Origin of the sequence: Leclercia sp. LTM14 (assembly GCF_023736175.1) — a bacterium.
Lineage (GTDB): Bacteria > Pseudomonadota > Gammaproteobacteria > Enterobacterales > Enterobacteriaceae > Enterobacter > Enterobacter barmai.
On sequence record NZ_JAIKTT010000014.1, the window covers coordinates 60,897 to 81,817 of the forward strand.

A 20,921-nucleotide genomic window follows, 5' to 3' on the forward strand; every position below is an offset into this window, starting at 1 on the left:
TTTAAATTTATGTTTGAAACTGGAGTCATTTTCTCCGTCTGTGTATTCAAATATACAGACCTAAGCTGTCATGATGCTGACCGCTTTATGACAAAATTGTCAGGGTTGTCGATTGGTTAATTTTTTTGAATACAAATTCAGCTCGTTAATAATGCACTCAGGTTCTTCACGCAGAAGCATATTGTCTATGTCCAGAACCCCATCAATTTTTTGTGGATCATCAGCCAGCAGATCTGCGAATAATGGGGTAAGATCCTGCTGTGCTTCGCCTTGCTCAGCCACCAGCTCGAAGGTTTTATTTTTTGCCTCGTCGTGGGTCAGGGCACTGACCAGAACTTGGGCTATTTGCTCCCGGGATATCACACCATCTTCTGGTGTTCCCGCATGGCGACGATCTCCCTGAAGCATAACGATTCGGTGTTCATCATCATTGTTGTAATCAAACCAGCCGGGCCGGACGATGGTATAGGGATGACCACTGGCCCTGACCAGACGCTCGGCACGTCTTTTCCAGTCATGAACCTCAGTACGTTGATTCCAGGTACTGAGTCGTTCAGTCACGCCAATCGTGGTCATCAGGCTGATATGAACAGGTGTATCCTTGAAAATTCGTAAAATATTACGCACTCCGCCGTAGTCGATCGCTCTGGCACCAATACGACCCTGACCATCAGAACCGAGCGTGAAAATGATGGCATCAATATCTTTCGGCAATTCGGTGAGTGTTTCAGGTAGTGATACATCGCCGTAAAAAACATCCGTTCCACGAGGAAGTAATTTTATTTTGCGTTTATTTCTGACCAGCGCGACGGGCTGATGGCCCATTTCAATAGCGCTATTCACGACATGAAGACCAATACTTCCTGTCGCGCCTGCTATGAGTATTTTCATGATAAACCTTCTGATAATTCGGACTTATTTTCGATAGGGTCACAATATCAATTATCATTATTGTCAGTAATAGGGCTAAAATGATTGTGTCTATGAACACCCTTCATGAGTGTGCGATGAAGGGAATGCCTCCATAAGGAAATCGCCGATGCTTAAAGAAAACTTCAACGAACTGCAAATCTTTCTTGTGGTGGCAAGGGAGCGAAGTTTTACCAAAGCAGCGGGCAAACTGGGTGTCTCTCAGTCGGCACTCAGCCACGCGATGAAGGCCCTTGAGGAAAGGCTGAATATCCGCCTCTTAACCCGCACGACCCGAAGCGTTGCCCCTACGGAAGCCGGTGAGAGAATTATTGCCTGCCTTGAACCTCGCATTGCCGATCTTGAACAGGAGCTGGAATCGCTGGTTCAACTGAACGGCACTGCCTCCGGCAATATCCGTTTATCTGCCGGGGAGCATGCAGCGCGAAGCCTGGTATGGCCGAAGCTTAAACCCTTCTTCAGGGAATACCCGGAAATTAATCTCGAACTGGTTGTTGATAACGGCTTTGTCGATATTGTTGAGGGGCGTTTTGATGCCGGGATCCGCCTGGGCGAAAGCGTGGATAAGGACATGATTGCGGTAAGAATTGGGCCGGACATGAAAATGGCCGTGGTAGGAGCGCCGTCTTATTTCGCTGCAAATCCTGCACCTGAAACGCCGCACGAGCTACAAAATCATCGGTGTATCAATATGCGCCTGCCAACAGCCGGTGGGCTTTACCACTGGGAGTTTGAGAAGGATGGGAAACCGTTACGGGTCAGAGTGGAAGGGCAGCTAACGTTTAATCTGCAGGCGGAAAGGATTGATGCGGCGTTATCGGGTTTTGGCCTCGCCTGCATACCTGAAGACAGGGTGCAGGATTATATAAAGTCGGGAGAGCTTATTCAGGTTTTGCAGGACTGGTGCCCATCTTTCCCCGGATATTATCTTTACTACCCGAGCCGTAAGCAGCATCCGCCCGCATTTGCGCTGATGATCGATGCGCTTCGCTACCATGAATAACGGGTCCGCCAGTCTCAGCGGACCCGTCCGGATATTAACGTCCTGTGCGGGCCTGATGCTCAGGAGAGTAACGTTCGCCGACGATTTTAATCGTTTCAAGCGCCTGGGTTATCTGTCGCGAGTCATCCTGAGAAAGGATGATGTCGGCGGCCCCAAGGTTTTCCTCCAGCCGGTGCAGTTTCGTGGTACCAGGGATAGAAACAATCCAAGGCTTTTGTGCCAGCAGCCACGCCAGCGCGATTTGTGCAGACGTCACACCTTTCTCTGCCGCCAGTTCACCCAGCAATAAGACCAGTTTTTCATTGGCTTCAATCGCCTGCTCTGCGAAACGCGGCACTTGGCTTCTGTAATCATCCTTGCCAAAAGTGGTTCCTGGCTTAATCGAGCCCGTCAGGAAGCCCTTGCCTAATGGGCTGAAGGGCACAAAACCAATGCCCAGTTCTTCCAGCAACGGCAGGATCTCCCGCTCAGGCTCGCGCCACCACATGGAGTATTCGCTTTGAAGCGCAGTGACCGGTTGTACGGCATGCGCACGACGAATGGTTTGCGCACCCGCTTCGGACAGACCGAAATGTTTAACTTTGCCTTCAGCTATCAGGTCTTTTACCGTACCCGCAACATCTTCAATCGGGACATCCGGATCGACACGGTGTTGATACAGCAGGTCAATGACATCAGTCTTAAGACGGCGTAATGATCCTTCCACAGCTTCACGGATATGCTCCGGACGGCTGTTTAAAATCTGCTGCTTGTTGTCGTCGCCAAAAGTAAAACCAAACTTAGTGGCAATGACCACACGGTCACGAAACGGTTTTAAGGCTTCGCCGACAACTTCTTCATTGAGGAAGGGGCCATACACTTCAGCGGTATCGAAGAAGGTGACGCCACGTTCAACCGCTGCGCGAATGAGCTCGATAGCCTGACGAGTATCGGTCGCCGGGCCGTAGCCGTGGCTTAAGCCCATGCAACCGAGCCCAAGCGCGGAGACTTCGAGTCCGGATTTACCCAGATAACGTTTTTGCATTGAATTAATACCTCTTTTATCGCGACTTAAACATCAAGTTTGCGGCCAGTCAGCCATTCCACCATCGCCGGGTCGCGGTGAGAGAAGAAGGCGCTGGTTGCGGTGTCGAGGGCGGAAATCTGCAGCATATCTTCAGAGCTGAGTTCAAAATCGAGAATGTTGATGTTCTCTTCCATGCGTTCTTTGCGCACCGATTTCGCCAGCGAAACGATGCCTCGCTGGAAGATCCAACGCAGCACAACCTGACCCACGCTTTTGCCGTACTTCTGGCCAATCGCCGTTAACACGGGATGCTGGAACAGGCCATTTTTACCCTCAGCAAACGGTGCCCAGGCTTCCGGTTGAATGCCATGGCTTTGATTCCATGGAACGGCATGTAGCTGCTGGTTGAAGGGGTTAACTTCAATCTGGTTCACCGCAGGGGCAACTTTGTTGAAGGCGATAAGGTCGGCCATTCGGTCAGGATGGAAATTGCTGACGCCAATGGCGCGAATTTTTCCTGCCTGATGCAGTTCTTCCATGGCGCGCCAGGCTCCATGGACATCGCCATAAGGCTGGTGAATCAGGTACAGGTCAACGTAATCAAGTTGCAGTCGATTCAGGGAGCGTTCGAACTGGGCTTTAGCGCCTTCGTAATTCGTATCCTGTAGCCAGAGTTTGGTCGTTACAAAGAGTTCGTTGCGGGCGATACCGCTCTGTTTAAGCGCGTTCCCGACCTGGGTTTCATTCTGGTAAGACGCGGCGGTATCGATCAGGCGGTATCCCGTATCGATGGCATCAAGAACGGCTCTTTCGCATTCAGCAGCATCCGTCATCTGGAAGACACCAAAGCCCAGCAGGGGCATTTCAATACCATTGTTCAGTTTTACAGTTTGCATGACGTTATCCTTCAGCTCTTGTGTTGGAAAATCATAACGCAAACTGATTTATTCGATTAGATGGGGTAATTAGCTAGGGTTTATTAGATGTGTTCATTAATCAAATGGTACTGGTTCTGGGTATCATCAAAAGGCTCTATTCTTTTCGTAAGGGATGCAGATATTTATCTGCATCCCTTAAATAAGCCCATAATTTACTCAGCTGGTTATTTGTGGTGACGTATACGCTTAGCTTATTTTGATGTCATCCAGGTTAATATCCTCCTCTTCATGATCATTGTTTATGACAACATCCCGAGGAACATCTTTTTTGATAACTGCATAGACAGTCGCTGTGACCAATATATTAACCAGTAATGCCATAATACCCGCCATTGGGTGTGACATTGTTGGAATCATTAAAACGCCGCCAAAAGGGACGGTTGCATCTGCGCCATATACCATGGTGATGGCACCGCCACAGGCACCACCAATTGCAGCAGCCGCAATACCGCGAACGATGTCATTCATCACTATGGGTATAGATCCTTCAACAATATTGACTACCCCCATAGGAACCGCCGATTTTAACATTTCGATCTCTTCGTTATTGTAGATGTTTTTGCGAAGAAGTTTGGCGATAAAGAATGCAAGCCCGAAACCGATAGGTGTTGCAGTGTTAACTAACTGCAGAGCCGTAATGGGCTCATTTATACCTTGCGCCTGAAGCGTTAAAACGAATGCAAAGCACGTTTTATTGATCGGCCCGCCAAAGTCAATGATACATAGCGCTCCAATAACAGCACCTAAGAGTAAATTAGATGAAGTCCCCATACTTCTCAGGAAAGATGTCAGCGCATCGGTAAAAATACCAATCGGCGTACCGATGATATAGACCATGATTAACGCACTGAGAATCGATGCAAAAAAGGGCACAATCAGTGTCGGCATTAAGCCCCGGGCCCAGTCCGGGACCTTCATATTTTTAATGATAGCAAGGGCGATATAGCCTGAAATGTAGCCCCCGATCATGCCTCCGATAAAACCTGCACCAATGGCGTTAGCAGCCAGACCTACGACAAAACCGGGTGCAATGCCGGGCTTGCCTGCAATCGAGCCAGAAATACCGATGGCAATCACGACGGGTAATAGTCCGAGCGCCTTGGCTCCCATGGTTGCCAGGGCCTGCCACAGATCAAACTCACCGGGTACTAAAGCGTCCTGAACCGTACCCCCAAGACCCATACCGATAGCAATAATAAATCCAGCGCCACACACTATGGGAATTAAGAACGAGATAGCAGTTAGCAGATGACCTTTAGGATTCGCTGCTTTCCATATTTCTTTTATATTCATAAATTACGCCCTTTAATTTATAGAGGATACGCACAGGTAAAAGTTATGAATTCACTAATTCACCGAGCTTTTCAATAAGCTTGTTGGGAGATTTCACAGCCATTTCCGTTGGAACTTTTACTATTCTCTTTCCGGCGAACCGTTCTTCTCCAGATACCTGAACATCAGCGGCGAGCAGCACAATATCGGCCTGGGCAATTTCTTCAGCGGTTAAAGCGTTCTCGATACCAATAGTTCCTTGCGTTTCAATTTTGACATTGTGACCCGCTTTTTTTGCTGCAGTTTCAATTTTCTTTTGGGCAATATAGGTATGCGCAATCCCTACGGTACAGGCGGTAATTCCGACAATATTCATCTCTTTCACCTTGATTTATTTAATGGTAAGCAGTTACACAACCCATTTTTTAAACGCCAGCACCTTCGCTTTCAGCATTTAAAAGATCAATAATTCTCTGAGGGTCATTCTCTTGCAGTAATTTATCAATAATATCTTCATCCGCCAGCGAGCCAGAAACATGAGCCAGCAGCCGAATATGGGTCGCATTCTGATCGACTAAGCACACCGCAAATAAAATAATGCATCGGACATCACTGCCATCCATGGTTTCCCAGGGAATATCATGTTGGGTTCGTCCGATTGCCAGTGCCGTCCGCGCTACGCCGGAAGATTTGCCGTGCGGGATTGCAATATGATTTTCAAACCCGGTTGAATCCAGTTCTTCACGAAGCCAGACATCTTTCAAAAAATCAGCTTTATTAATGACGGCGCCATCCTGCACCAGGAGATCCGTTAATTCTTCAATGGCCTCTTCTTTCGTTTTTGCCGCCATATTTAATTTGATGTTTTTTACATTAAGTACATGAGAAATATCCATCATCGACCTTCGTTAAAATAAAGTCAGGGTTAATTATCAAAGTGCATAGATTTCACCTTGATAATAAATGAGGTACAGCACCCTCAACCGTAAAAATCAGGCGCGAGGGCAAAGAGACAGACCGGTTAAATAGACTCTTAGTCCTGCGCGATGGCTCAATACGGCTGAGCGCGCTGCAATTTTCAGGCAGCGACTTCGCGCTGGTAGATATCGACCATTTTATCCCAGGCATCGCTGACATTATCCGCCAGCGAGAACAGGCCCGATGTTCCCACAATAAAGACGTCGACGCCGGACTGGGAGATGACATTAAAGGTCTTCTCGTTGCAGGAGCCGTCAATTTCCGTCAGGTAGTGGTAACCATGCGCTTCGCGCATCGCAATCAGTTGTTTGATTTTGTTGAGTGATTCTGGAATAAATTTCTGCCCCGCATAGCCTGGATCAACCGACATGACGGTTACTTTATCCAGCAGGTGCGCGTACTCTTTAATAGCATCCGCTGGAGTAGCCGGGTTCAAAACCACGCCACAGCGACGACCAGCGTCTTTAATCTGGTTCAGCAGACGGAAGATTTTGTTATTCGCCGTCTCCGGATGGAAGCTGATAATATCTGCCCCTGCATCAATACACATTGGAATAATATCTTCCGGGTGATTCACCATCAGATGCACATCAATTGGCACATCGGTAATTTTCTTCAGGTTTTCGATAAAGAACGGTGATAGCGTAATATTCTTTACATAGCTACCGTCCATAATATCAACGTGATAAAAATCAGCCCGACCATTCATTGCCGTAATTTGTTCTCTGAACTGCGTTAAATCCATACACATTAACGAGGGCGAAAATTTAGCTGCCATACCTCACCTCCAGAAGAGTTAATTAGTTAAACAGTGACACGACATGCCCAAGAATGATGCCAACAACGCCGAAGTCTGCATCGCCAAAGGTGGTGGATGCAAAGCCAAGGTCGCCCATCAGAGGCAGCATAATCGCAGGCAAAAATGAAATCAGCAGACCGTGAGCGAATGCACCCACCACCGCGCCGCGCCGACCGCCGCAGATGTTGCCGTAAACGCCCGCCGTCGCGCCGCAGAAGAAGTGCGGTACCAGGCCGGGAACGATGACGCTCAATCCAAACAGTGGGCACAGGAACATACTCACCAGACCAGCTGCAAAGCTTGACAGAAATCCGACGATCACCGCGTTCGGGGCGAATGGAAAGACGGTAGGGCAGTCGAGCGCCGGTTTGGCATCTTTCACCAGCTTGTCGGCGATGCCTTTAAAGGCCGGAACAATTTCGGCAATAATCATGCGCACACCCGCGAGGATGATCCACACGCCTGCCGCGAAGGTCAGCGACTGAATAATGGCGAAGATGATAAAGTTCTGACCGCCGCTGATGCTGGTTTCAACAAACTCTTTGCCGGCTATCAGGACCAGAATCACGAACAGGATCATCATTGTCAGCGAAATGGCGACGGAGGAGTCACGCAGGAAGTTCAGCGATTTCGGGACCTTCAGCTCTTCAATCGACGGACTGCCTTTACCGATCGCTTTCCCCACCAGCGCCGACAGCAGATAGCCGGTTGAACCAAAGTGGCCCAGCGCCAGGTCATCAGTACCAGTAATTTTGCGTGTGAACGGCTGCAGAATAGCCGGAGAGACCACCATCATGATGCCGAGGATCACCGCCCCTACCAGTACCACCCAAAACGGCGACAGACCGCCGACAGAGAGGATGACAGCCAGCATTGCCGACATATAGAGCGTGTGGTGCCCCGTCAGGAAGATGTACTTCAGCGGCGTGATACGGGCAAGGACGATGTTAAACAACATCCCCAGCACCATGATCATTGCCGTCGCGGTACCGTAGTTTTTCTGCGCCAGCGCGGCCATGGCGTCGGTATTGGGTACCACTCCCTGAATATGGAATGAGTGCTCAAACAGCTGGCTAAACGTTGTTAACGTCGTGGCGACAATCGCCGCCCCGGATGTTAATATCACAAAACCCATAATGGTTTTGAGGGTTCCGGAAATAACTTCGGAAATGGCTTTTTTCTGCAATAATAAGCCGATCAGGGAAAACAGACCGACCAGTATTGCTGGTGTACCCAACACATCATGAATAATAAACTGCAGCATAGAATGACTCCGTAAGGCCGCAAATAATTAATCAGAGATTTTCGGAAAGAATTTCTTTGATTTTATTGTTATCCAGCAGATTAGATAAACCAAATACCTGTGCAGAATGGTTTGACAAATGTTCAGCAATATCTCTGGCGCTAAGAATAATATCGGCCGTTTCGCTTTTTGCTGACGTCAGATCGGTATGGGAAACCTCGGCTTCTTTATTCAGCTCTTTAATTATTTTTTTTACGTTCATTTCAACGATAAAACTGCTGCCTAAACCGTTACCGCAAACAATCAGAACTTTTTTCATCTCTACCTCACTGCCCGTTGATAACGGTCTGAATTGATTCCATTGATGATGCCTTCAGCAGTGCTGAGAGTCGTTCATCATCGCTAAAAATGTCCGCCAGGGCTGTAATCATATTGATGTGCTCATCTCCCGAAAGCGCACATAACATAATCACAACGTAAATAGGGTCATTCTCTTCTGCGGCAAAAGAAACGCCTTGCTTAATATGTAAAAGCGATAGCCCGTTTTTAATTGCTCCTTGTTCCGGGCGAGCATGAGGCATCGCCAGGCCAGGTGCCAGAACATAATAAGGACCAAGTTCCCGGTGGCTGTTAAAAATGGCTTGAATATAGTCTTCAGTGATCGTCTCTTTCGCCAATAAGGGTTGAGCCGATAATGTAATGGCCTGTTTCCAGTCGCTAACTGAATCTACAATCTGGATATTTTCTGCAGGTAACCATCTCGTAATCATAAATACCCCGATAGCGTTGAAAGTGGGACTACTATAGTGGAATGTTTTCGTGGCTTACCGTGATCATTCTCTCAAAGTTAGCGCTAACATGGATGTAATGTTAAAATTCTTGTTACCGCTAACTTTGCTAATCAAACTTATCATTACTTTTCAGTTGTGCAATGCGCAAAACGCTAAACATCAATTACAATGGCTGCCCATTCAGGCGAGAGGAGGACATCAGTGCAGACGTTAGAAGCGGACGATAGCGGGAGAGAAAAACGCAGAAAAAACACCGGTAAAATCACGCTCGCTGAAGTTGCTAAACTGGTCGGCGTTAGCACGATGACCGTGTCGCGCGCGTTACGTATGCCTGAAAAAGTGAATCCTGAACTGCGCACCCGTATTGAAGCGGCGGTGAGCGAGTTGGGCTATGTGCCAAACCTGCAGGCCCGTAGCCTTGCCTCTGCTGACTCCAGCCTGGTGATGGGCGTGGTTCCCTCTTTTTCCTCCCCGGGCTTTCTTGCCGTCTCCGAAACGCTGCAGACCGTGCTCGGGACCCAGGGCTACAGCATGATGTTTATCGAGTCCGGCCAGGGGGGGCAGAGTGAAGAAAATGCGTTTGCGCAAATGCTCGCCTACAACCCGGCGGCGATTGTCCAGTTCAATATTGATAACATCGGCAGTTGCTCGCAATGATAATCAACACCGGCGTGCCGGTGGTTGAGATTGGTGCCATCAATCGCGACGCAAGCTGGGTCAGCATTGGCGTTGACTACGCTGCAGCCATCAAAAAGCTGGTCACGTCGCTGGTACAGGCCGGATATAAAAATATTGGCCTGCTTTGCACCGCCTCCAATAACATTATGTTTCGCCAGGTACTGAGCGGTTGGAACAGCGCTATGCTCTCGGTTAACAACTCCCCGCATCGCGTGGTTACTTCTCACCTGCCAGCGGGTATTACAACCGGTTTGAACCTGCTGGGCGATATTCGTATCACCTGGCCTGAGCTGGATGCCCTGATTTGTACATCTGATGAAATTGCCTGCGGCTGCATCATGGCCTGCAACGGTGCGGGGCAAAAAGTGCCCGACGCGCTGGCATTGGCAAGTTTGAGTGGAGGGACCCTTGCAGCGGTTTGCTCCCCGGCTCTGACTGCGGTCGAATTCCCCTGGAGTGAAACGGGAACTGTGGCAGGTAAAACGTTGCTGGATCTGCTGGCGGATAAATCGACAGATAAAGTCATTGAATTACCATCAACTTTACAGGTTCGCGCCAGCACCAGAAAACAATAGGGCGATTAACATTATTGATTTGTTATCCCGCCAGATACGGCAGGATAACTGTTGGTCACTGGGCGTCGGCATGAGAGTGTGTCGGGCTGATACTCTCTGTTGATAACATTTCTCCCTATTGCAGATTTTTCTCTTTCAAAAACTGACTAACCAAATCAGCAATCTGCACATTATTTAAATCAGAGAACGGGAAGTGGGTATTCCCTTTAATTCCCACTTCTGGCAGATGTGTCACGGTGACATCCCCGCCATGCTTATTCACCACGTCGCGCCACTCACGCGCCATCGCAAGGCGTACGCGCCAGCTGTCCTGCGCGGGCATGGCGACAGGTTTATCCGGTATGTTATCGCCGTAAATAATCAGAATCGGGATTTTGGTCAGTGCCATAAACTGCTCCATCGGCACCGGCTCACCCTTCAGCGTGTCGAACGCGCTTGGCATAGGGGCTGGGAGTTCTTTTTCCGGGAAGACAAAGCTGCTTCCTGGCTCGAAGGCGACAATGGCTTTGACCTTGTCATTTTTCATCGCCGTGTACCAGCCTGGTCCGCCACCCTGAGAGTGGGTGAAGAGGATAGCGGGGCCGGATTTATCCACGACGGCGGACATCGCATCAGAGATGACATTGATATCAAACGGCCCGGTATTTGGGGTCATCTGACGGAAATACTGGTTCAGCGCTTCTTTGTCGTGAGAGAACTGAACGCCCTTAAAATACTCTGGCCACACGCCAACGCGGAACTGGTTGAACCACATCTGTTCATCCGGCTTAGGCGTAACAGTACCTTCTACAGTCGTGCGCCCGGCGCTGCCCCGACGCGGCTGATCGACAAGATAGGTTGAGAACCCGCGACGCAGGAAGATGTTCTGGAACCCTTCGCGACCATCCGGAGTGCTTTCCCAGGTACGGGAGAACTGACCCGCGCCGTGCAGCATGACAATAGGGTACTTATGCGGATTCTCCGGGATTTGGTAGAACACAGAGGCATGATCGCCATGCCAGGTTTGGCCAGCTGAATTCAGCGGCTTTTTCGCGTCAAATGTTCCTGGTGCGGTTATGATAGTGCCACCAGCAGAAAAGCTTCCCTGTTCCTGAATGACCAGCGGCTCGGCGTATACCGACTGAGCCACCAGGCCACCCGCCATTACGCAGATGGCCAGCGTTTTTAAGATTGTCTTCAAGATTACATCCTCTGTTATGTTTGCCGTTCAATCATATCTGAGTAGTCAGCGGTAATTATTTAGCACCCCTGATTGCCCTTATTTGGCAGACTCATGAATGCGGACGATTAACTGCGTATTGTCTCTAACCAACTTGTTACCGTTTCAGTGGTTCTTCGCTCCTGGTCGCATTCAATGACCAGCGGTTTTTCCTGACGCGCAGTTGGGGCGAGACTGGCAAGGATGTCGTCGCTGTCTCCTTTACCGTAGCCACCGTGAGTAATAAAGGGGATGAGTAATTTGCCCGCAAGGTTGTGGCTGCTGAGAAATGCTTGCACGACAGGCGGCACGCTGGTCCCCCAGATCGGAAAGCCTAAATACAGGGTCTCGTAGCGTGAGATATCTGCAACGCTATTTTTTAATGCCGGTTTTACGCCTCGCTCACGCTCATTTTTCGCCTGTTCAACGGTCTGAAAATAGTCTTCCGGATAAGGCGTAGCCGGTTCGATTTCAAACAGATCGGTATTCAGGCTGCGGTGAATGACGCCCGCAATGACGCGTGTGTTTCCGCTGCGGGAAAAGTACGCCACCAGAACACGGCTTTTACCCTGCACGTTTGCAGTTCCGGTGGCTGCCGATGCCAGAGAGACGTTCGCCAGCGTGAGCCCGGCAAGTGCGGTGATTAACATTCTGCGGTTGGGATCATGCTCCATAATCCACTCCTAATTGTTTGCTAGCGCCTGCTGCAGCGCTTTTTCAGCTCGCGTTGCTGCATCACTTTCGCCATGTTCACGCAGAACCTGTGCCAGCTGGCGCAGCTGCGCTGCCGTCAGGCCGACCCGCATGCTTGCTCGCGTATGCGACAGCAGTTGTGATTCAACGCCTGGCGTGGCCGCTAATGCGCCAACCGTTGCCAGCTCGCGGCTTTGCCAGTCGAGGTTATCGCGGGCGAAAATGTCGCCGAACAGATGCGTTTGCAGAAACTGGTTAATCACCGGGGCAAAATCAAACAGCGGGCCCTGGACGGGAGCGCCTGAGATTTTTGTCTGGTTTGCGGTACCGGCACGGCGAAGCTCATCTCCAACGGGGATCGGGGCAACCGGCTCTTTACCCTCAACGTCTTTGATACCACGTTGTTTACGTGCTTCGACGACTTTCATCAGTTCATTAAGCGCATTCAGGCTACGAGGGAAGCCCGTATAGGCATAAAGCTGGACGAGAATCTCTTTGGTTTCGTTTATCGTAAGCCCGGCATCCAGTCCCTGATTCAGTGCTGCATTCAGCTTATCCATCTGACTGCTGGCCATCGATGCCGCAATCAACGGGATGGCCTGTTGGCGGGCTGACAGCGTATCTGAAACCTTTTGTTCGTGGTTCATTTCTGAGGCTCCTTTATTGACGGGCGCAGCATGTGCCGCGAGACCAAAACCAAAGGTCAGCAGTACCGCTGCCGCTAATGCTTTAATGGGCGTGGTATTGTTCATCTGTCACTTTCTCCATCCAGTTAACGCTTTTGCCATCCACAATCCCGGTTATCGCCAGATGCGTCATCGCGCTGCCGGGGGCCGCCCCGTGCCAGTGTTTGACGCCCGCCGGGCAAGAGACAACGTCACCGGCGCGGATAACCTGCACCGGCTGGCCTTCTTGCTGGGTGAGCCCAACACCCGAGGTCACAATAAGCCGCTGACCTGCCGGATGCGTATGCCAGGCGGAACGAGCGCCGGGTTCAAACGTGACATAAGCCCCGGAAACAGGGATGTCGTTATCCGGTTTGAAGAGAGGATCAACCCTGACACGACCGGTAAAGTTCTCGGCTGGCCCGAACACCGCGTTCTGACTTCCTGCAGGGGCGATATGGACAGCGGGATTTTGTTCCGCTGCCCAGGATGAAAATGTAATAGGCAGTAACAGCCCGAGGTAACGTAAATGTCCGATCATGCAAAGCGTCCTTATCAATGAAGAGGGGATTGCCTGCGATGATTTTATCGAGGGGGTAATGACGTCAGGCTGACGCCCCCCTGACAATTCTGTCAGTTAACCCGGGTCCCGGCTCAGCGCCGGATTGAGTATTGCCCGCCGCTTTATCCGCATGTATCGCAAAGGTGAGGCCAAATGTATTGATGCCACCTTTACTACGGGCAAAGACATCTCCCCTGTGCATAATGGCGACGGCACGCACGATCGACAGGCCCAGTCCATGATGGGTATCACTCCTGGCTCGGGAGGTATCAACGCGATAGAACCGCTCGAAAAGTCGGTGTAAGTGCTCTGGTGCTATCGGATCGCCCGGGTTTGACACTTCAATACAGGCTTGATGACCGGTTTCGCTTAACCGCACCGTAACCGTGCTGTTGGAGGGTGAGTGCCTTGCGCTATTTTCCAGTAAATTAGCCAGTGAGCGGTGGAACAGTCGTCGGTCGATATGCGCGGTGACGTCGCCTTCCACATCCAGAGAAAGCTGTTTTTCAGCAAAAGAAGGCTCTACATACTCCGCTGTTTTCAGCGTTTCTTCCCGCAGGGACACTTGGGTAAGCTGGGACGCATGTTCACCCGCATGGGCATGGGACAGGAACAGCATGTCGTTAACGATAGACGTCATGCGTTCAAGTTCTTCCAGATTGGAACCCAGTAACTCTTCCAGTTCATCCTGCGAGCGTCGGCGCGAAAGCCCCAGCTGCGTCTGGCCGATCAGGTTAGTCAGCGGAGTCCGGAGCTCATGCGCAACATCGGCATTAAAGCTTTCGAGCTGCCGCCAGGCGACCTCTTGCCGTTCCAGCACGCCATTAAAAGATGATGCTAATTGCTGTAATTCGTCAGGTAATGCTTCGGTATTCAGGCGCTGACCATGGTCCCCGGGAGCGAGTTGCCTCGCCTGTTTACTGAGCGCCCCAACGGGACGAAGACCGATCCTTGACACGACGTATCCCAGTAAGGCGACAATCACGACGCCCAGTGCGGTAATGATCAGTAATGTACGCGTGAACGCATCGAGTGTGCCCATGTACGGCGTGGAGTCGATGGCAACCACATAGCGCAGCTCAGGCCTTTCACCGTTGGCGGGTATCGTTTTCACTAAAAGGAACAGCGAGCAGGCACCTTCTGATGCGCCGGGCACTTTATTAAAGCCTTCCTGTAAAGAAGACCACTGAACGCCCACCGGTGGCGTTCCCCCCATGCTAAAGCGTGGGTTATCGCTCACTATCCAGTAGCGAACGCGCTCACCTTCAGAATTGGTTAACACGGTGAATTTATTGGCAAGCAGTGACCAGCCGTCAGCCGAGGTTCGTGCGGTGATCCACGGACTCATTAATGATTCGCGAAACAGCAGCTCGTTGTGCATCTGCTTTTGCAAAGAGTCATGCAGGGAGCTTCTGAGCAGGATACCGATAACGGACACAATCAGCAGCGCGGATAAGGCAAACATCAGCGCCAGGTGAACGGAGATGGAACGCTTAGGCATGCTTATCCCCTTCATTTATTCGGACCGGACTTCGAGGACATACCCCATGCCACGAACGGTATGTAACAGCTTGATATCGAACGGCGCATCCACTTTGGCCCGAAGTCGTTTAATGGCCACTTCAACCACGTTGGCATCGCTGTCGAAGTTCATGTCCCATATCTGCTCCGCAATCATCATTTTTGACAGAATCTCTCCCTGATGCCGGGCCAGAAGGCTCAACAGGGAAAACTCTTTCGCGGTCAGCTCCAGCCGTGTTCCGGCGCGAAATACGCGACGAGCCAGCAGGTCGAGATGCAGATCGTGAATTTGCAGCTGGGTGATGTCTGCGCCATCCGTAGCGCGGCGGCGCACCAGCGCCTGAATACGCGCCACCAGTTCAATAAGCGAAAAGGGCTTGGGCAGATAATCATCCGCGCCAAGACGCAGCCCTTTAACGCGCTCGTCGACCGATCCCCGTGCCGAGAGCATCAGTACCGGCGTCTGTTTGATTGCCCGCACGCCCTCCAGTACCCGGTAGCCGTCCATCCCCGGCAGCATCACATCCAGTATTATCGCGTCGTAGTCGAACTCCAGCGCGTAATGAAGACCTTCCGCGCCATCTGCAGAGACATCTACCGTAAACCCGGACTCACCCAGCGCACGGTTGAGATAGGTTGACGTTTTTTCTTCATCTTCGACTAACAACAGACGCATAACGGGACTTCCTCTTAACTATCCAATCGGGATCATTCTGCTTCTTGATTGCCAACATAAAGCTGACGGCTACCTGACAGCGCTGTCAGAAATGCTTCCCACCCGTTCTGTTCCTGACAAAAATGTTATTTCTCTGTCACTATGCTGACAGCCCTCTCTCCCTAATCTGAGCCTGCAAATTTGATTCTGCGGGCCTGTATAACCAGGCCGACACTCATCGGGAGAGACCATGAAATTCACGCTTATCAGTGCAATGCTACTCACGGCAATGGCCGGAGTGACCTCAGTCAATGCGGCTGATTACAAAAAAAATCCATTCACACTCGTCTATGACGGTGCCATAACTGAGAACGTCAAAGGCAAGGTCAACATTCATCCCGTGAAATACGATCTGCATGGCATCCAGATTGCTGCGAATGTCTATACCCCTGCTAACTACGATCCCGCCAAAAAATACCCTGCTGTAGTGGTGGCACATCCTAATGGCGGCGTAAAAGAACAGGTCGCCGGGTTGTATGCCCAGCGTCTTGCCGAGCAGGGATACATCACGATTACCGCCGATGCGGCGTATCAGGGTGCCAGCGGCGGAATGCCGCGCAGCGTGGATAAACCTGCTAATCGTATCGAGGACATTCACGGCATGGCTGACTACATCAGCCAGTATCCTGGTGTAGATACCGCCCGCCTTGGTCTGCTGGGTATTTGCGGAGGCGGCGGGTATTCACTTGTTGCGGCCGAAACTGACAAGCGGTTCAAATCGATAGCAACCATCAGCATGTTTAATTCAGGCCTTGTGCGCCGCAACGGTATGCAGGATTCACAGCTGGATACTGTCCAGCAGCGTCTTCAGCAGGCTTCTGATGCACGGGCTCAGGAAGCCGCCGGAGGCGAAGTCCTATACTCCGGCGATGCCAACCTGACTGATGAACAGATTGCTAAATTACCTTTTGCCTTATATCGCCAGGGCTACGAGTACTACTGGAAAACCCATGCGCATCCGAACTCCACGTTTAAATACACCACCAGCAGTCTTCTGGATTTGATGAGCTTTGACGTAACGGACCATATCAATCTCATCAATAAACCGCTGCTGATGATTGCCGGTACAAAAGCCGATACGCTCTATATGACTGAAGATGCGTTCGCGAAAGCCACCGGGACGAAGGACAAAGAACTTTTCCTGATCGACGGCGCTACCCATATCGAGACGTACTGGGTGCCAAAATACGTTGACCAGGCGATGCAACAGTTAGACGTCTTCTTCGATAAGAATATTTAACTAGCCTGCGATGACGCCCCAGCCGTACAGGCTGGGGTATGCCTGTCAGTTACAGCCACTTTCCGCTTGAATATTCACTCGATAGATCCAGATTAACGAAGTTGCGGTTAAAGATAATTACGCTATTTAAATAGGCGCTATGAGTTAAATTCATAAGCGTGGCGGAAATATAGTGGTCACTTTTTTATCTGAACGGTCAGTGCCATTACGGCGCTGGCTGCTGTAAACAACGCGATTATCCAGCCCATCGTCCAGGGTGTGCCATCACTGAACAGCGCGAGAAGAAGTGAAGAGATGATGCCGCTGCCGTATTGTAACGCGCCCATGAGCGCCGACGCGGAACCCGCCACATTAGGCACTGCATCTAATGCGCAGGCCGTGGATGTCGCCGCGATGATGCCATTCATAGAGAAGAACACGAACACAGCGCCGACAATCACGGTAATTCCACCTACGCCCAGGCCGGTGGTGACCGCCAGCACTATTGCCGCAAGAGTGGCGACGAATACGGCCTTCCTGAGCAACGCTTCCAGTGGGTAGCGGTGAACCAGACGTCTGTTGACCATACTCACCGCCATCAGTCCAAAAATGTTTACTGCAAACAGCCAACCGTAATGCTGCGGATCAACGCCGAAGTACGTGATGTAGACAAACGGAGATCCGGTGATAAAGGCATAGGCTGCAACGTAGTAGAACGTCAGGCAGAGGGTAAAACGCATATATTTGGCGTTGGTCAGTAATGCGTAATAGTTACTAAAGGCGCTGGATACGGACGCTTTCGAACGTTTTTCAGCAGGTAACGTCTCCGGTAACCAGAATAAAGACATCAGCATTAATGTGCCGATAATCGCCAGCAGCCAGAAAATGGCATGCCACGAGGTGACTTTAATCATCTGCCCGCCGATCAGGGGCCCGGCAATCGGCGCGATGGCCATGATTATCATCAGTGTAGAAAGCATTTGTGCTGCACGAGTGCGGCTAAACAGGTCACGGATCATTGCTCGTGCCAACATCGGCCCGGTACAGGCACCTAACGCCTGAAAAACACGCCAGAAGACTATTTGAACGATATCTGTTGATAACGCACAGCCCACCGAGCCGATGATGAACAGCCCTAAACCGATAAACAGTGGCAGACGACGCCCATAACGATCGCTAATCGGCCCCCAAATCAGTTGCGCAATGCAAAAACCGATAAGGAACCCGGTGATTGTCAGCTCCGCATCACCCTGCAAATCTTTGGCCATCAAGGGCATAGCAGGAAGATAGATGTCGGTTGATAAAGAGGTAACAGCCATCAGGGCGCTGAGAATGAGTAGAAACGAGAGACCAGTTTTTTTAGCTGTAGCCGACTGTGTTTGTACCTGTTGATTAAGCATGGTGATCCGTTGGACATGTAAAGATAAAGCATGTTAACGGGTTTGCGCTCGCTGATAATCACAGGTGGGAGGATAGGGACTATGAATGACATTCATTAATGAAAGTTAATTTATCAGATAACGCTTTTATAGACAAAAGTAGCATCCCTTTTTATAAGTGATTTATTTTTAATCAAATGAATGAAGGTCTCTTAAGTCACCTGACCATAATACCAGCGTTCTCCCGTGAACCATTCATCACGATCGTCGCTTCCATAATATTCGAGTGTGATACCTATTTCCTGTACGTTATCTGGCAGAACGAGTCCCCATTCAGCAGCAAGACTACGATCTTTGATCAAAGCAGAAGCACCATTTTCAGAACGATCTTCAGTTATGAAGCCTTGATAATATTCTTCGGAGCGATAAAGACAGACCTCACTTGTAAACATATCTGGAAGACATACCATAGCGGTAATTCGAGGGCTGTAATTCATACTAGCAGTAGCCGTTATGAGGTTTGAACAAGCATTAATTAAAGCTTGTGCACAAGCTGCTTTGGTTTTAAGCGTGCTGTATTTTCCCTGAACGAGATTTATATCTACCGGAATTTTGAAATTCCAGTAATGCTCTTCTTCTGGAAAAATACTACGTTCAGGGCTATAAAAAGTACCAGCCCAACGATTAAGAGCTTTTATGCGTCGGGTAATATTTCTGACTTTGGTTCTATGATCTCTGTTAAGTCGTCTACTCATAAATAATGTAACTATTAGCTGCTTAAACGGTTCACGTTTTGCCCCTATACAAGAGCATTCTATCCTAAGTTGTTCCGCTTATCGTTACGTCTGCAATATAACGCACCGCAATCGGCTTATGAGAATTTATGTCCGCTCTTTGCTCAAAGCAGTCCCGTCACATTCCCTTTGGCAGTAATGTCGCAAAAGCATAACCCAAGGCTTTATTTAAATAGCCTGTGAATTCGCCAGGATTTATCAGGTGGTTTCATTGAATTTTGCATCCTGTCTCCCTTAACGCTTCTATGGAGAAGGAAGACAGGCTGCCCAGCGACGTTAAAACTGCGGCTTGGTCGCGTTTTGCTGATCCATGAATTTTATCCTGGCGTTTTGCCAGGCAGGATCGATCAACGTCAGTTTTGTGCTGGCCACTTTCAGTTCGGCTGTACCCTGTTCGCATCCCATGCCTGTCCCGGGCAGGGGTTTTTCACACCATATAGGGTTCGTATCAGGGGCGGAAACCGGGCCATATTTTGCCAGTGCGGCTTCCTTCATTGACGCTGCATTATCGCTCGTCCAAGGGATCTCATAGGAGATCAAGGCTGCAGCCATCGGGTTGCTTTTGTCGTAAGGGACGCGAGGTTCGAAACTTACCTGCATCCGGGTACCGTTGTTCTCATAGACCAGATACATAACCTGCGGGCTCCCGGTAATCTTAGTTGCCACCTGGTATGTCGCAGACTTAGAGGCTTCGATTTTGTCGGCTGAGACACCAAAATTTTTCTGCATCGCTGCTCGGGCTTGTTCAACGCTCATCCCGGTCTTCACGCCGCCGACATCAAAGGATTTTACATCAACAGCATGCACCGGCTGCGCGGCGCTGGCGGGGGAGACGATACAAGGTAAAGCCATAAGAATGGCAGGGGGCAATGCGAAGAGAGTTTTTTTCATCTACTTTCCTGTAGGGGTTAGTTAAGTGCGATTTCCATTTTCAGCTTCAAGTGTGTGGTAACCCGTCCACACGATGAAACAGTGTTAAATAATTTAACATGCACTCAGGAAACCAGGCGTAAAATCAGCCCAACCCATTAATTTTGATAGGTTCTTCCTGATGCAAACGCGCCGCCGCCACGTCCGCCACCACCGACAGCGCCAGCGTATTCGCATCCCGCGCCTGAGGAAAAATCCCAATCGGCGCCTTGATGCGCGCGATATCCGACTCTTTCCAGCCCAGTTCAAACAGCTTCTCGACCCGCCGCTGGTGGGTGCGACGGCTGCCGAGGGCACCGATATAAAAAGGGGCTGCCGTCAGGGCGGCCTCCAGCACCGGAAGCTCCTTGTGCCCATCGTGCCAGAGCAAAATCACCGCCGTATCGGCATCCATCCGCTCAACCCTGCGCGGGTTGCACTGAACCTCATACCCCGCCGCCTGGGCCACGCGGGCGGTGGCCTGCGCCTCCACTGAGCCCCCGTAAATCAGTATCCGCACACTGGGGCGATAGCTCTGCTCAAAAAGATCGTCCTTCCAACCTGTCCGGGTTGTCCCGGGCACTGAGTGCAACGACTCCGACGGGGCGTGATAGCGCAATCCCACCGGTTTGCGCTGCGCCAGGCTGTTCAATACCGCCAGCAGCGGCTGCACCGAGCGCAGTTTATGGATGTTCAGGGTAATCCCGCCGCCGCAGGGCAGCACGATGTCGAACCACGGCGATCCCTCGCCGTACTTCACCTGACGGTCTTTGCCGCTTGCGAGGGTTTCCAGCGCCTCGTAAGCGGCAGCGGACTCCACGCAGCCGCCGGAGACATAGCCGCAATATAAGCCGTCCTCACGAACGGCCATCTGCGCCCCCAGCGGCCTGGCGGCACCGCCGCGGATCTCCACCAGGGTCACCAGCGCCACCGCCATGCCTGCGTTTAACCCCTCCGCCGCGAAGCGCAGCACCGCCACGCTGTCGTCGGTAGCAAAGGCTTGTTCGGGTATAATCTGTTCTGTCAGCGCAGCGTGTTGCAGCATCCTCTCTC

At 50.7% G+C, this 20,921-nt stretch carries 22 protein-coding genes and 1 pseudogene; 3 read left to right on the forward strand and 20 right to left on the reverse strand.

The genetic code is table 11. The features are described from left to right. Positions 1-99: 99 nt before the first annotated feature. On the reverse strand, positions 100-891 hold the full coding sequence (locus tag K5I40_RS21705) for an SDR family oxidoreductase (RefSeq protein ID WP_223075578.1): 792 nt from the start codon (positions 889-891) through the stop codon (positions 100-102). Between the two features lie 148 nt (positions 892-1,039). On the opposite strand from K5I40_RS21705, the gene K5I40_RS21710 reads away from it, so the two are divergent. Further along, entirely contained in the window at positions 1,040-1,933 is an 894-nt protein-coding gene (locus K5I40_RS21710) for a LysR family transcriptional regulator (RefSeq protein ID WP_223075577.1), read from the forward strand. Positions 1,934-1,967: 34 nt separating this feature from the next. On the opposite strand, the gene K5I40_RS21715 is transcribed toward K5I40_RS21710, so the two are convergent. From K5I40_RS21715 to K5I40_RS21755, 9 genes are all read right to left on the reverse strand, one after another. Beyond that, positions 1,968-2,957, reverse strand: coding sequence for an aldo/keto reductase (locus K5I40_RS21715; RefSeq protein WP_223075576.1), 990 nt, complete (start codon positions 2,955-2,957; stop codon positions 1,968-1,970). A gap of 26 nt (positions 2,958-2,983) precedes the next feature. Next, positions 2,984-3,835: an aldo/keto reductase gene (locus K5I40_RS21720; RefSeq protein WP_223075575.1), complete on the reverse strand. Its 852-nt coding sequence runs from the start codon at positions 3,833-3,835 to the stop codon at positions 2,984-2,986. 228 nt (positions 3,836-4,063) lie between these two features. Then, positions 4,064-5,170: a PTS fructose transporter subunit IIC gene (locus tag K5I40_RS21725; protein ID WP_039032103.1), complete on the reverse strand. Its 1,107-nt coding sequence runs from the start codon at positions 5,168-5,170 to the stop codon at positions 4,064-4,066. A gap of 43 nt (positions 5,171-5,213) precedes the next feature. Continuing rightward, positions 5,214-5,525: a PTS fructose transporter subunit IIB gene (locus K5I40_RS21730; RefSeq protein ID WP_039032104.1), complete on the reverse strand. Its 312-nt coding sequence runs from the start codon at positions 5,523-5,525 to the stop codon at positions 5,214-5,216. A gap of 49 nt (positions 5,526-5,574) precedes the next feature. Then, positions 5,575-6,045 (reverse strand): PTS sugar transporter subunit IIA, encoded by a 471-nt coding sequence (locus K5I40_RS21735; RefSeq protein WP_039032105.1) that lies wholly within the window; start codon positions 6,043-6,045, stop codon positions 5,575-5,577. Between the two features lie 182 nt (positions 6,046-6,227). Next, the gene (gene alsE, locus K5I40_RS21740; protein ID WP_039032106.1) at positions 6,228-6,905 is read right to left on the reverse strand and encodes a D-allulose 6-phosphate 3-epimerase; all 678 of its coding nucleotides are present in this window, start codon (positions 6,903-6,905) and stop codon (positions 6,228-6,230) included. Positions 6,906-6,927: 22 nt separating this feature from the next. Next, positions 6,928-8,190 carry a PTS ascorbate transporter subunit IIC gene (locus tag K5I40_RS21745; RefSeq protein ID WP_223075574.1) on the reverse strand — a complete coding sequence of 421 codons (1,263 nt, stop codon included), beginning with the start codon at positions 8,188-8,190 and terminating at the stop codon, positions 6,928-6,930. A 31-nt stretch (positions 8,191-8,221) separates the two neighbouring features. Further along, positions 8,222-8,488 carry a PTS sugar transporter subunit IIB gene (locus tag K5I40_RS21750; protein ID WP_039032108.1) on the reverse strand — a complete coding sequence of 89 codons (267 nt, stop codon included), beginning with the start codon at positions 8,486-8,488 and terminating at the stop codon, positions 8,222-8,224. Positions 8,489-8,495: 7 nt separating this feature from the next. Continuing rightward, on the reverse strand, positions 8,496-8,939 hold the full coding sequence (locus K5I40_RS21755; protein ID WP_039032109.1) for a PTS sugar transporter subunit IIA: 444 nt from the start codon (positions 8,937-8,939) through the stop codon (positions 8,496-8,498). 189 nt (positions 8,940-9,128) lie between these two features. Between K5I40_RS21755 and K5I40_RS21760 the strand changes: the two are divergent. Continuing rightward, a pseudogene (locus K5I40_RS21760) lies at positions 9,129-10,213 on the forward strand (LacI family DNA-binding transcriptional regulator). A gap of 115 nt (positions 10,214-10,328) precedes the next feature. On the opposite strand, the gene K5I40_RS21765 reads toward K5I40_RS21760, so the two are convergent. The 6 genes from K5I40_RS21765 to K5I40_RS21790 all read right to left on the reverse strand — a co-directional run bounded on the left by K5I40_RS21765 (position 10,329) and on the right by K5I40_RS21790 (position 15,528). Further along, positions 10,329-11,393, reverse strand: coding sequence for an alpha/beta fold hydrolase (locus tag K5I40_RS21765; RefSeq protein WP_223075573.1), 1,065 nt, complete (start codon positions 11,391-11,393; stop codon positions 10,329-10,331). Between the two features lie 107 nt (positions 11,394-11,500). Further along, positions 11,501-12,085, reverse strand: a complete 585-nt coding sequence (locus tag K5I40_RS21770; RefSeq protein WP_223075572.1) for a flavodoxin — start codon at positions 12,083-12,085, stop codon at positions 11,501-11,503. Between the two features lie 9 nt (positions 12,086-12,094). Beyond that, entirely contained in the window at positions 12,095-12,856 is a 762-nt protein-coding gene (locus tag K5I40_RS21775) for a carboxymuconolactone decarboxylase family protein (RefSeq protein WP_223075571.1), read from the reverse strand. Continuing rightward, on the reverse strand, positions 12,834-13,310 hold the full coding sequence (locus K5I40_RS21780; protein WP_042395262.1) for a cupin domain-containing protein: 477 nt from the start codon (positions 13,308-13,310) through the stop codon (positions 12,834-12,836). The genes K5I40_RS21775 and K5I40_RS21780 overlap by 23 nt, the downstream gene beginning before the upstream one ends. Before the next feature lie 64 nt (positions 13,311-13,374). Further along, positions 13,375-14,832: a heavy metal sensor histidine kinase gene (locus K5I40_RS21785; RefSeq protein WP_223075570.1), complete on the reverse strand. Its 1,458-nt coding sequence runs from the start codon at positions 14,830-14,832 to the stop codon at positions 13,375-13,377. 15 nt (positions 14,833-14,847) lie between these two features. Further along, positions 14,848-15,528, reverse strand: coding sequence for a heavy metal response regulator transcription factor (locus K5I40_RS21790; protein ID WP_223075569.1), 681 nt, complete (start codon positions 15,526-15,528; stop codon positions 14,848-14,850). Between the two features lie 229 nt (positions 15,529-15,757). Between K5I40_RS21790 and K5I40_RS21795 the strand changes: the two genes are divergently transcribed. Then, positions 15,758-16,807 carry an alpha/beta hydrolase gene (locus K5I40_RS21795; RefSeq protein ID WP_223075568.1) on the forward strand — a complete coding sequence of 350 codons (1,050 nt, stop codon included), beginning with the start codon at positions 15,758-15,760 and terminating at the stop codon, positions 16,805-16,807. Positions 16,808-16,983: 176 nt separating this feature from the next. Here the strand turns inward: K5I40_RS21795 and K5I40_RS21800 are convergent, their stop codons facing one another. From K5I40_RS21800 to K5I40_RS21815, 4 genes are all read right to left on the reverse strand, one after another. Next, positions 16,984-18,186, reverse strand: a complete 1,203-nt coding sequence (locus K5I40_RS21800; protein ID WP_223075567.1) for a multidrug effflux MFS transporter — start codon at positions 18,184-18,186, stop codon at positions 16,984-16,986. Between the two features lie 191 nt (positions 18,187-18,377). Beyond that, the gene (locus tag K5I40_RS21805; protein WP_223075566.1) at positions 18,378-18,920 is read right to left on the reverse strand and encodes a DUF3916 domain-containing protein; all 543 of its coding nucleotides are present in this window, start codon (positions 18,918-18,920) and stop codon (positions 18,378-18,380) included. A gap of 315 nt (positions 18,921-19,235) precedes the next feature. Then, on the reverse strand, positions 19,236-19,850 hold the full coding sequence (locus K5I40_RS21810; RefSeq protein ID WP_052246226.1) for a hypothetical protein: 615 nt from the start codon (positions 19,848-19,850) through the stop codon (positions 19,236-19,238). A gap of 124 nt (positions 19,851-19,974) precedes the next feature. Beyond that, the gene (locus tag K5I40_RS21815; protein WP_223075565.1) at positions 19,975-20,913 is read right to left on the reverse strand and encodes an XdhC family protein; all 939 of its coding nucleotides are present in this window, start codon (positions 20,911-20,913) and stop codon (positions 19,975-19,977) included. Between the last annotated feature and the right edge of the window lie 8 nt (positions 20,914-20,921).

Bases quoted from the DNA above. Each gene is read 5' to 3' on its own strand.
- K5I40_RS21755 (WP_039032109.1), bottom strand. From the start codon at position 8,939: ATGATTACGAGATGGTTACCTGCAGAAAATATCCAGATTGTAGATTCA.
- K5I40_RS21810 (WP_052246226.1), bottom strand. From the start codon at position 19,850: ATGAAAAAAACTCTCTTCGCATTGCCCCCTGCCATTCTTATGGCTTTA.
- K5I40_RS21815 (WP_223075565.1), bottom strand. From the start codon at position 20,913: ATGCTGCAACACGCTGCGCTGACAGAACAGATTATACCCGAACAAGCC.
- K5I40_RS21750 (WP_039032108.1), bottom strand. From the start codon at position 8,488: ATGAAAAAAGTTCTGATTGTTTGCGGTAACGGTTTAGGCAGCAGTTTT.
- K5I40_RS21800 (WP_223075567.1), bottom strand. From the start codon at position 18,186: ATGCTTAATCAACAGGTACAAACACAGTCGGCTACAGCTAAAAAAACT.
- K5I40_RS21795 (WP_223075568.1), top strand. From the start codon at position 15,758: ATGAAATTCACGCTTATCAGTGCAATGCTACTCACGGCAATGGCCGGA.
- K5I40_RS21770 (WP_223075572.1), bottom strand. From the start codon at position 12,085: ATGGAGCATGATCCCAACCGCAGAATGTTAATCACCGCACTTGCCGGG.
- K5I40_RS21745 (WP_223075574.1), bottom strand. From the start codon at position 8,190: ATGCTGCAGTTTATTATTCATGATGTGTTGGGTACACCAGCAATACTG.
- K5I40_RS21805 (WP_223075566.1), bottom strand. From the start codon at position 18,920: ATGAGTAGACGACTTAACAGAGATCATAGAACCAAAGTCAGAAATATT.
- K5I40_RS21715 (WP_223075576.1), bottom strand. From the start codon at position 2,957: ATGCAAAAACGTTATCTGGGTAAATCCGGACTCGAAGTCTCCGCGCTT.
- K5I40_RS21785 (WP_223075570.1), bottom strand. From the start codon at position 14,832: ATGCCTAAGCGTTCCATCTCCGTTCACCTGGCGCTGATGTTTGCCTTA.
- K5I40_RS21735 (WP_039032105.1), bottom strand. From the start codon at position 6,045: ATGGATATTTCTCATGTACTTAATGTAAAAAACATCAAATTAAATATG.
- K5I40_RS21705 (WP_223075578.1), bottom strand. From the start codon at position 891: ATGAAAATACTCATAGCAGGCGCGACAGGAAGTATTGGTCTTCATGTC.
- alsE (WP_039032106.1), bottom strand. From the start codon at position 6,905: ATGGCAGCTAAATTTTCGCCCTCGTTAATGTGTATGGATTTAACGCAG.
- K5I40_RS21730 (WP_039032104.1), bottom strand. From the start codon at position 5,525: ATGAATATTGTCGGAATTACCGCCTGTACCGTAGGGATTGCGCATACC.
- K5I40_RS21775 (WP_223075571.1), bottom strand. From the start codon at position 12,856: ATGAACAATACCACGCCCATTAAAGCATTAGCGGCAGCGGTACTGCTG.
- K5I40_RS21725 (WP_039032103.1), bottom strand. From the start codon at position 5,170: ATGAATATAAAAGAAATATGGAAAGCAGCGAATCCTAAAGGTCATCTG.
- K5I40_RS21790 (WP_223075569.1), bottom strand. From the start codon at position 15,528: ATGCGTCTGTTGTTAGTCGAAGATGAAGAAAAAACGTCAACCTATCTC.
- K5I40_RS21710 (WP_223075577.1), top strand. From the start codon at position 1,040: ATGCTTAAAGAAAACTTCAACGAACTGCAAATCTTTCTTGTGGTGGCA.
- K5I40_RS21780 (WP_042395262.1), bottom strand. From the start codon at position 13,310: ATGATCGGACATTTACGTTACCTCGGGCTGTTACTGCCTATTACATTT.
- K5I40_RS21720 (WP_223075575.1), bottom strand. From the start codon at position 3,835: ATGCAAACTGTAAAACTGAACAATGGTATTGAAATGCCCCTGCTGGGC.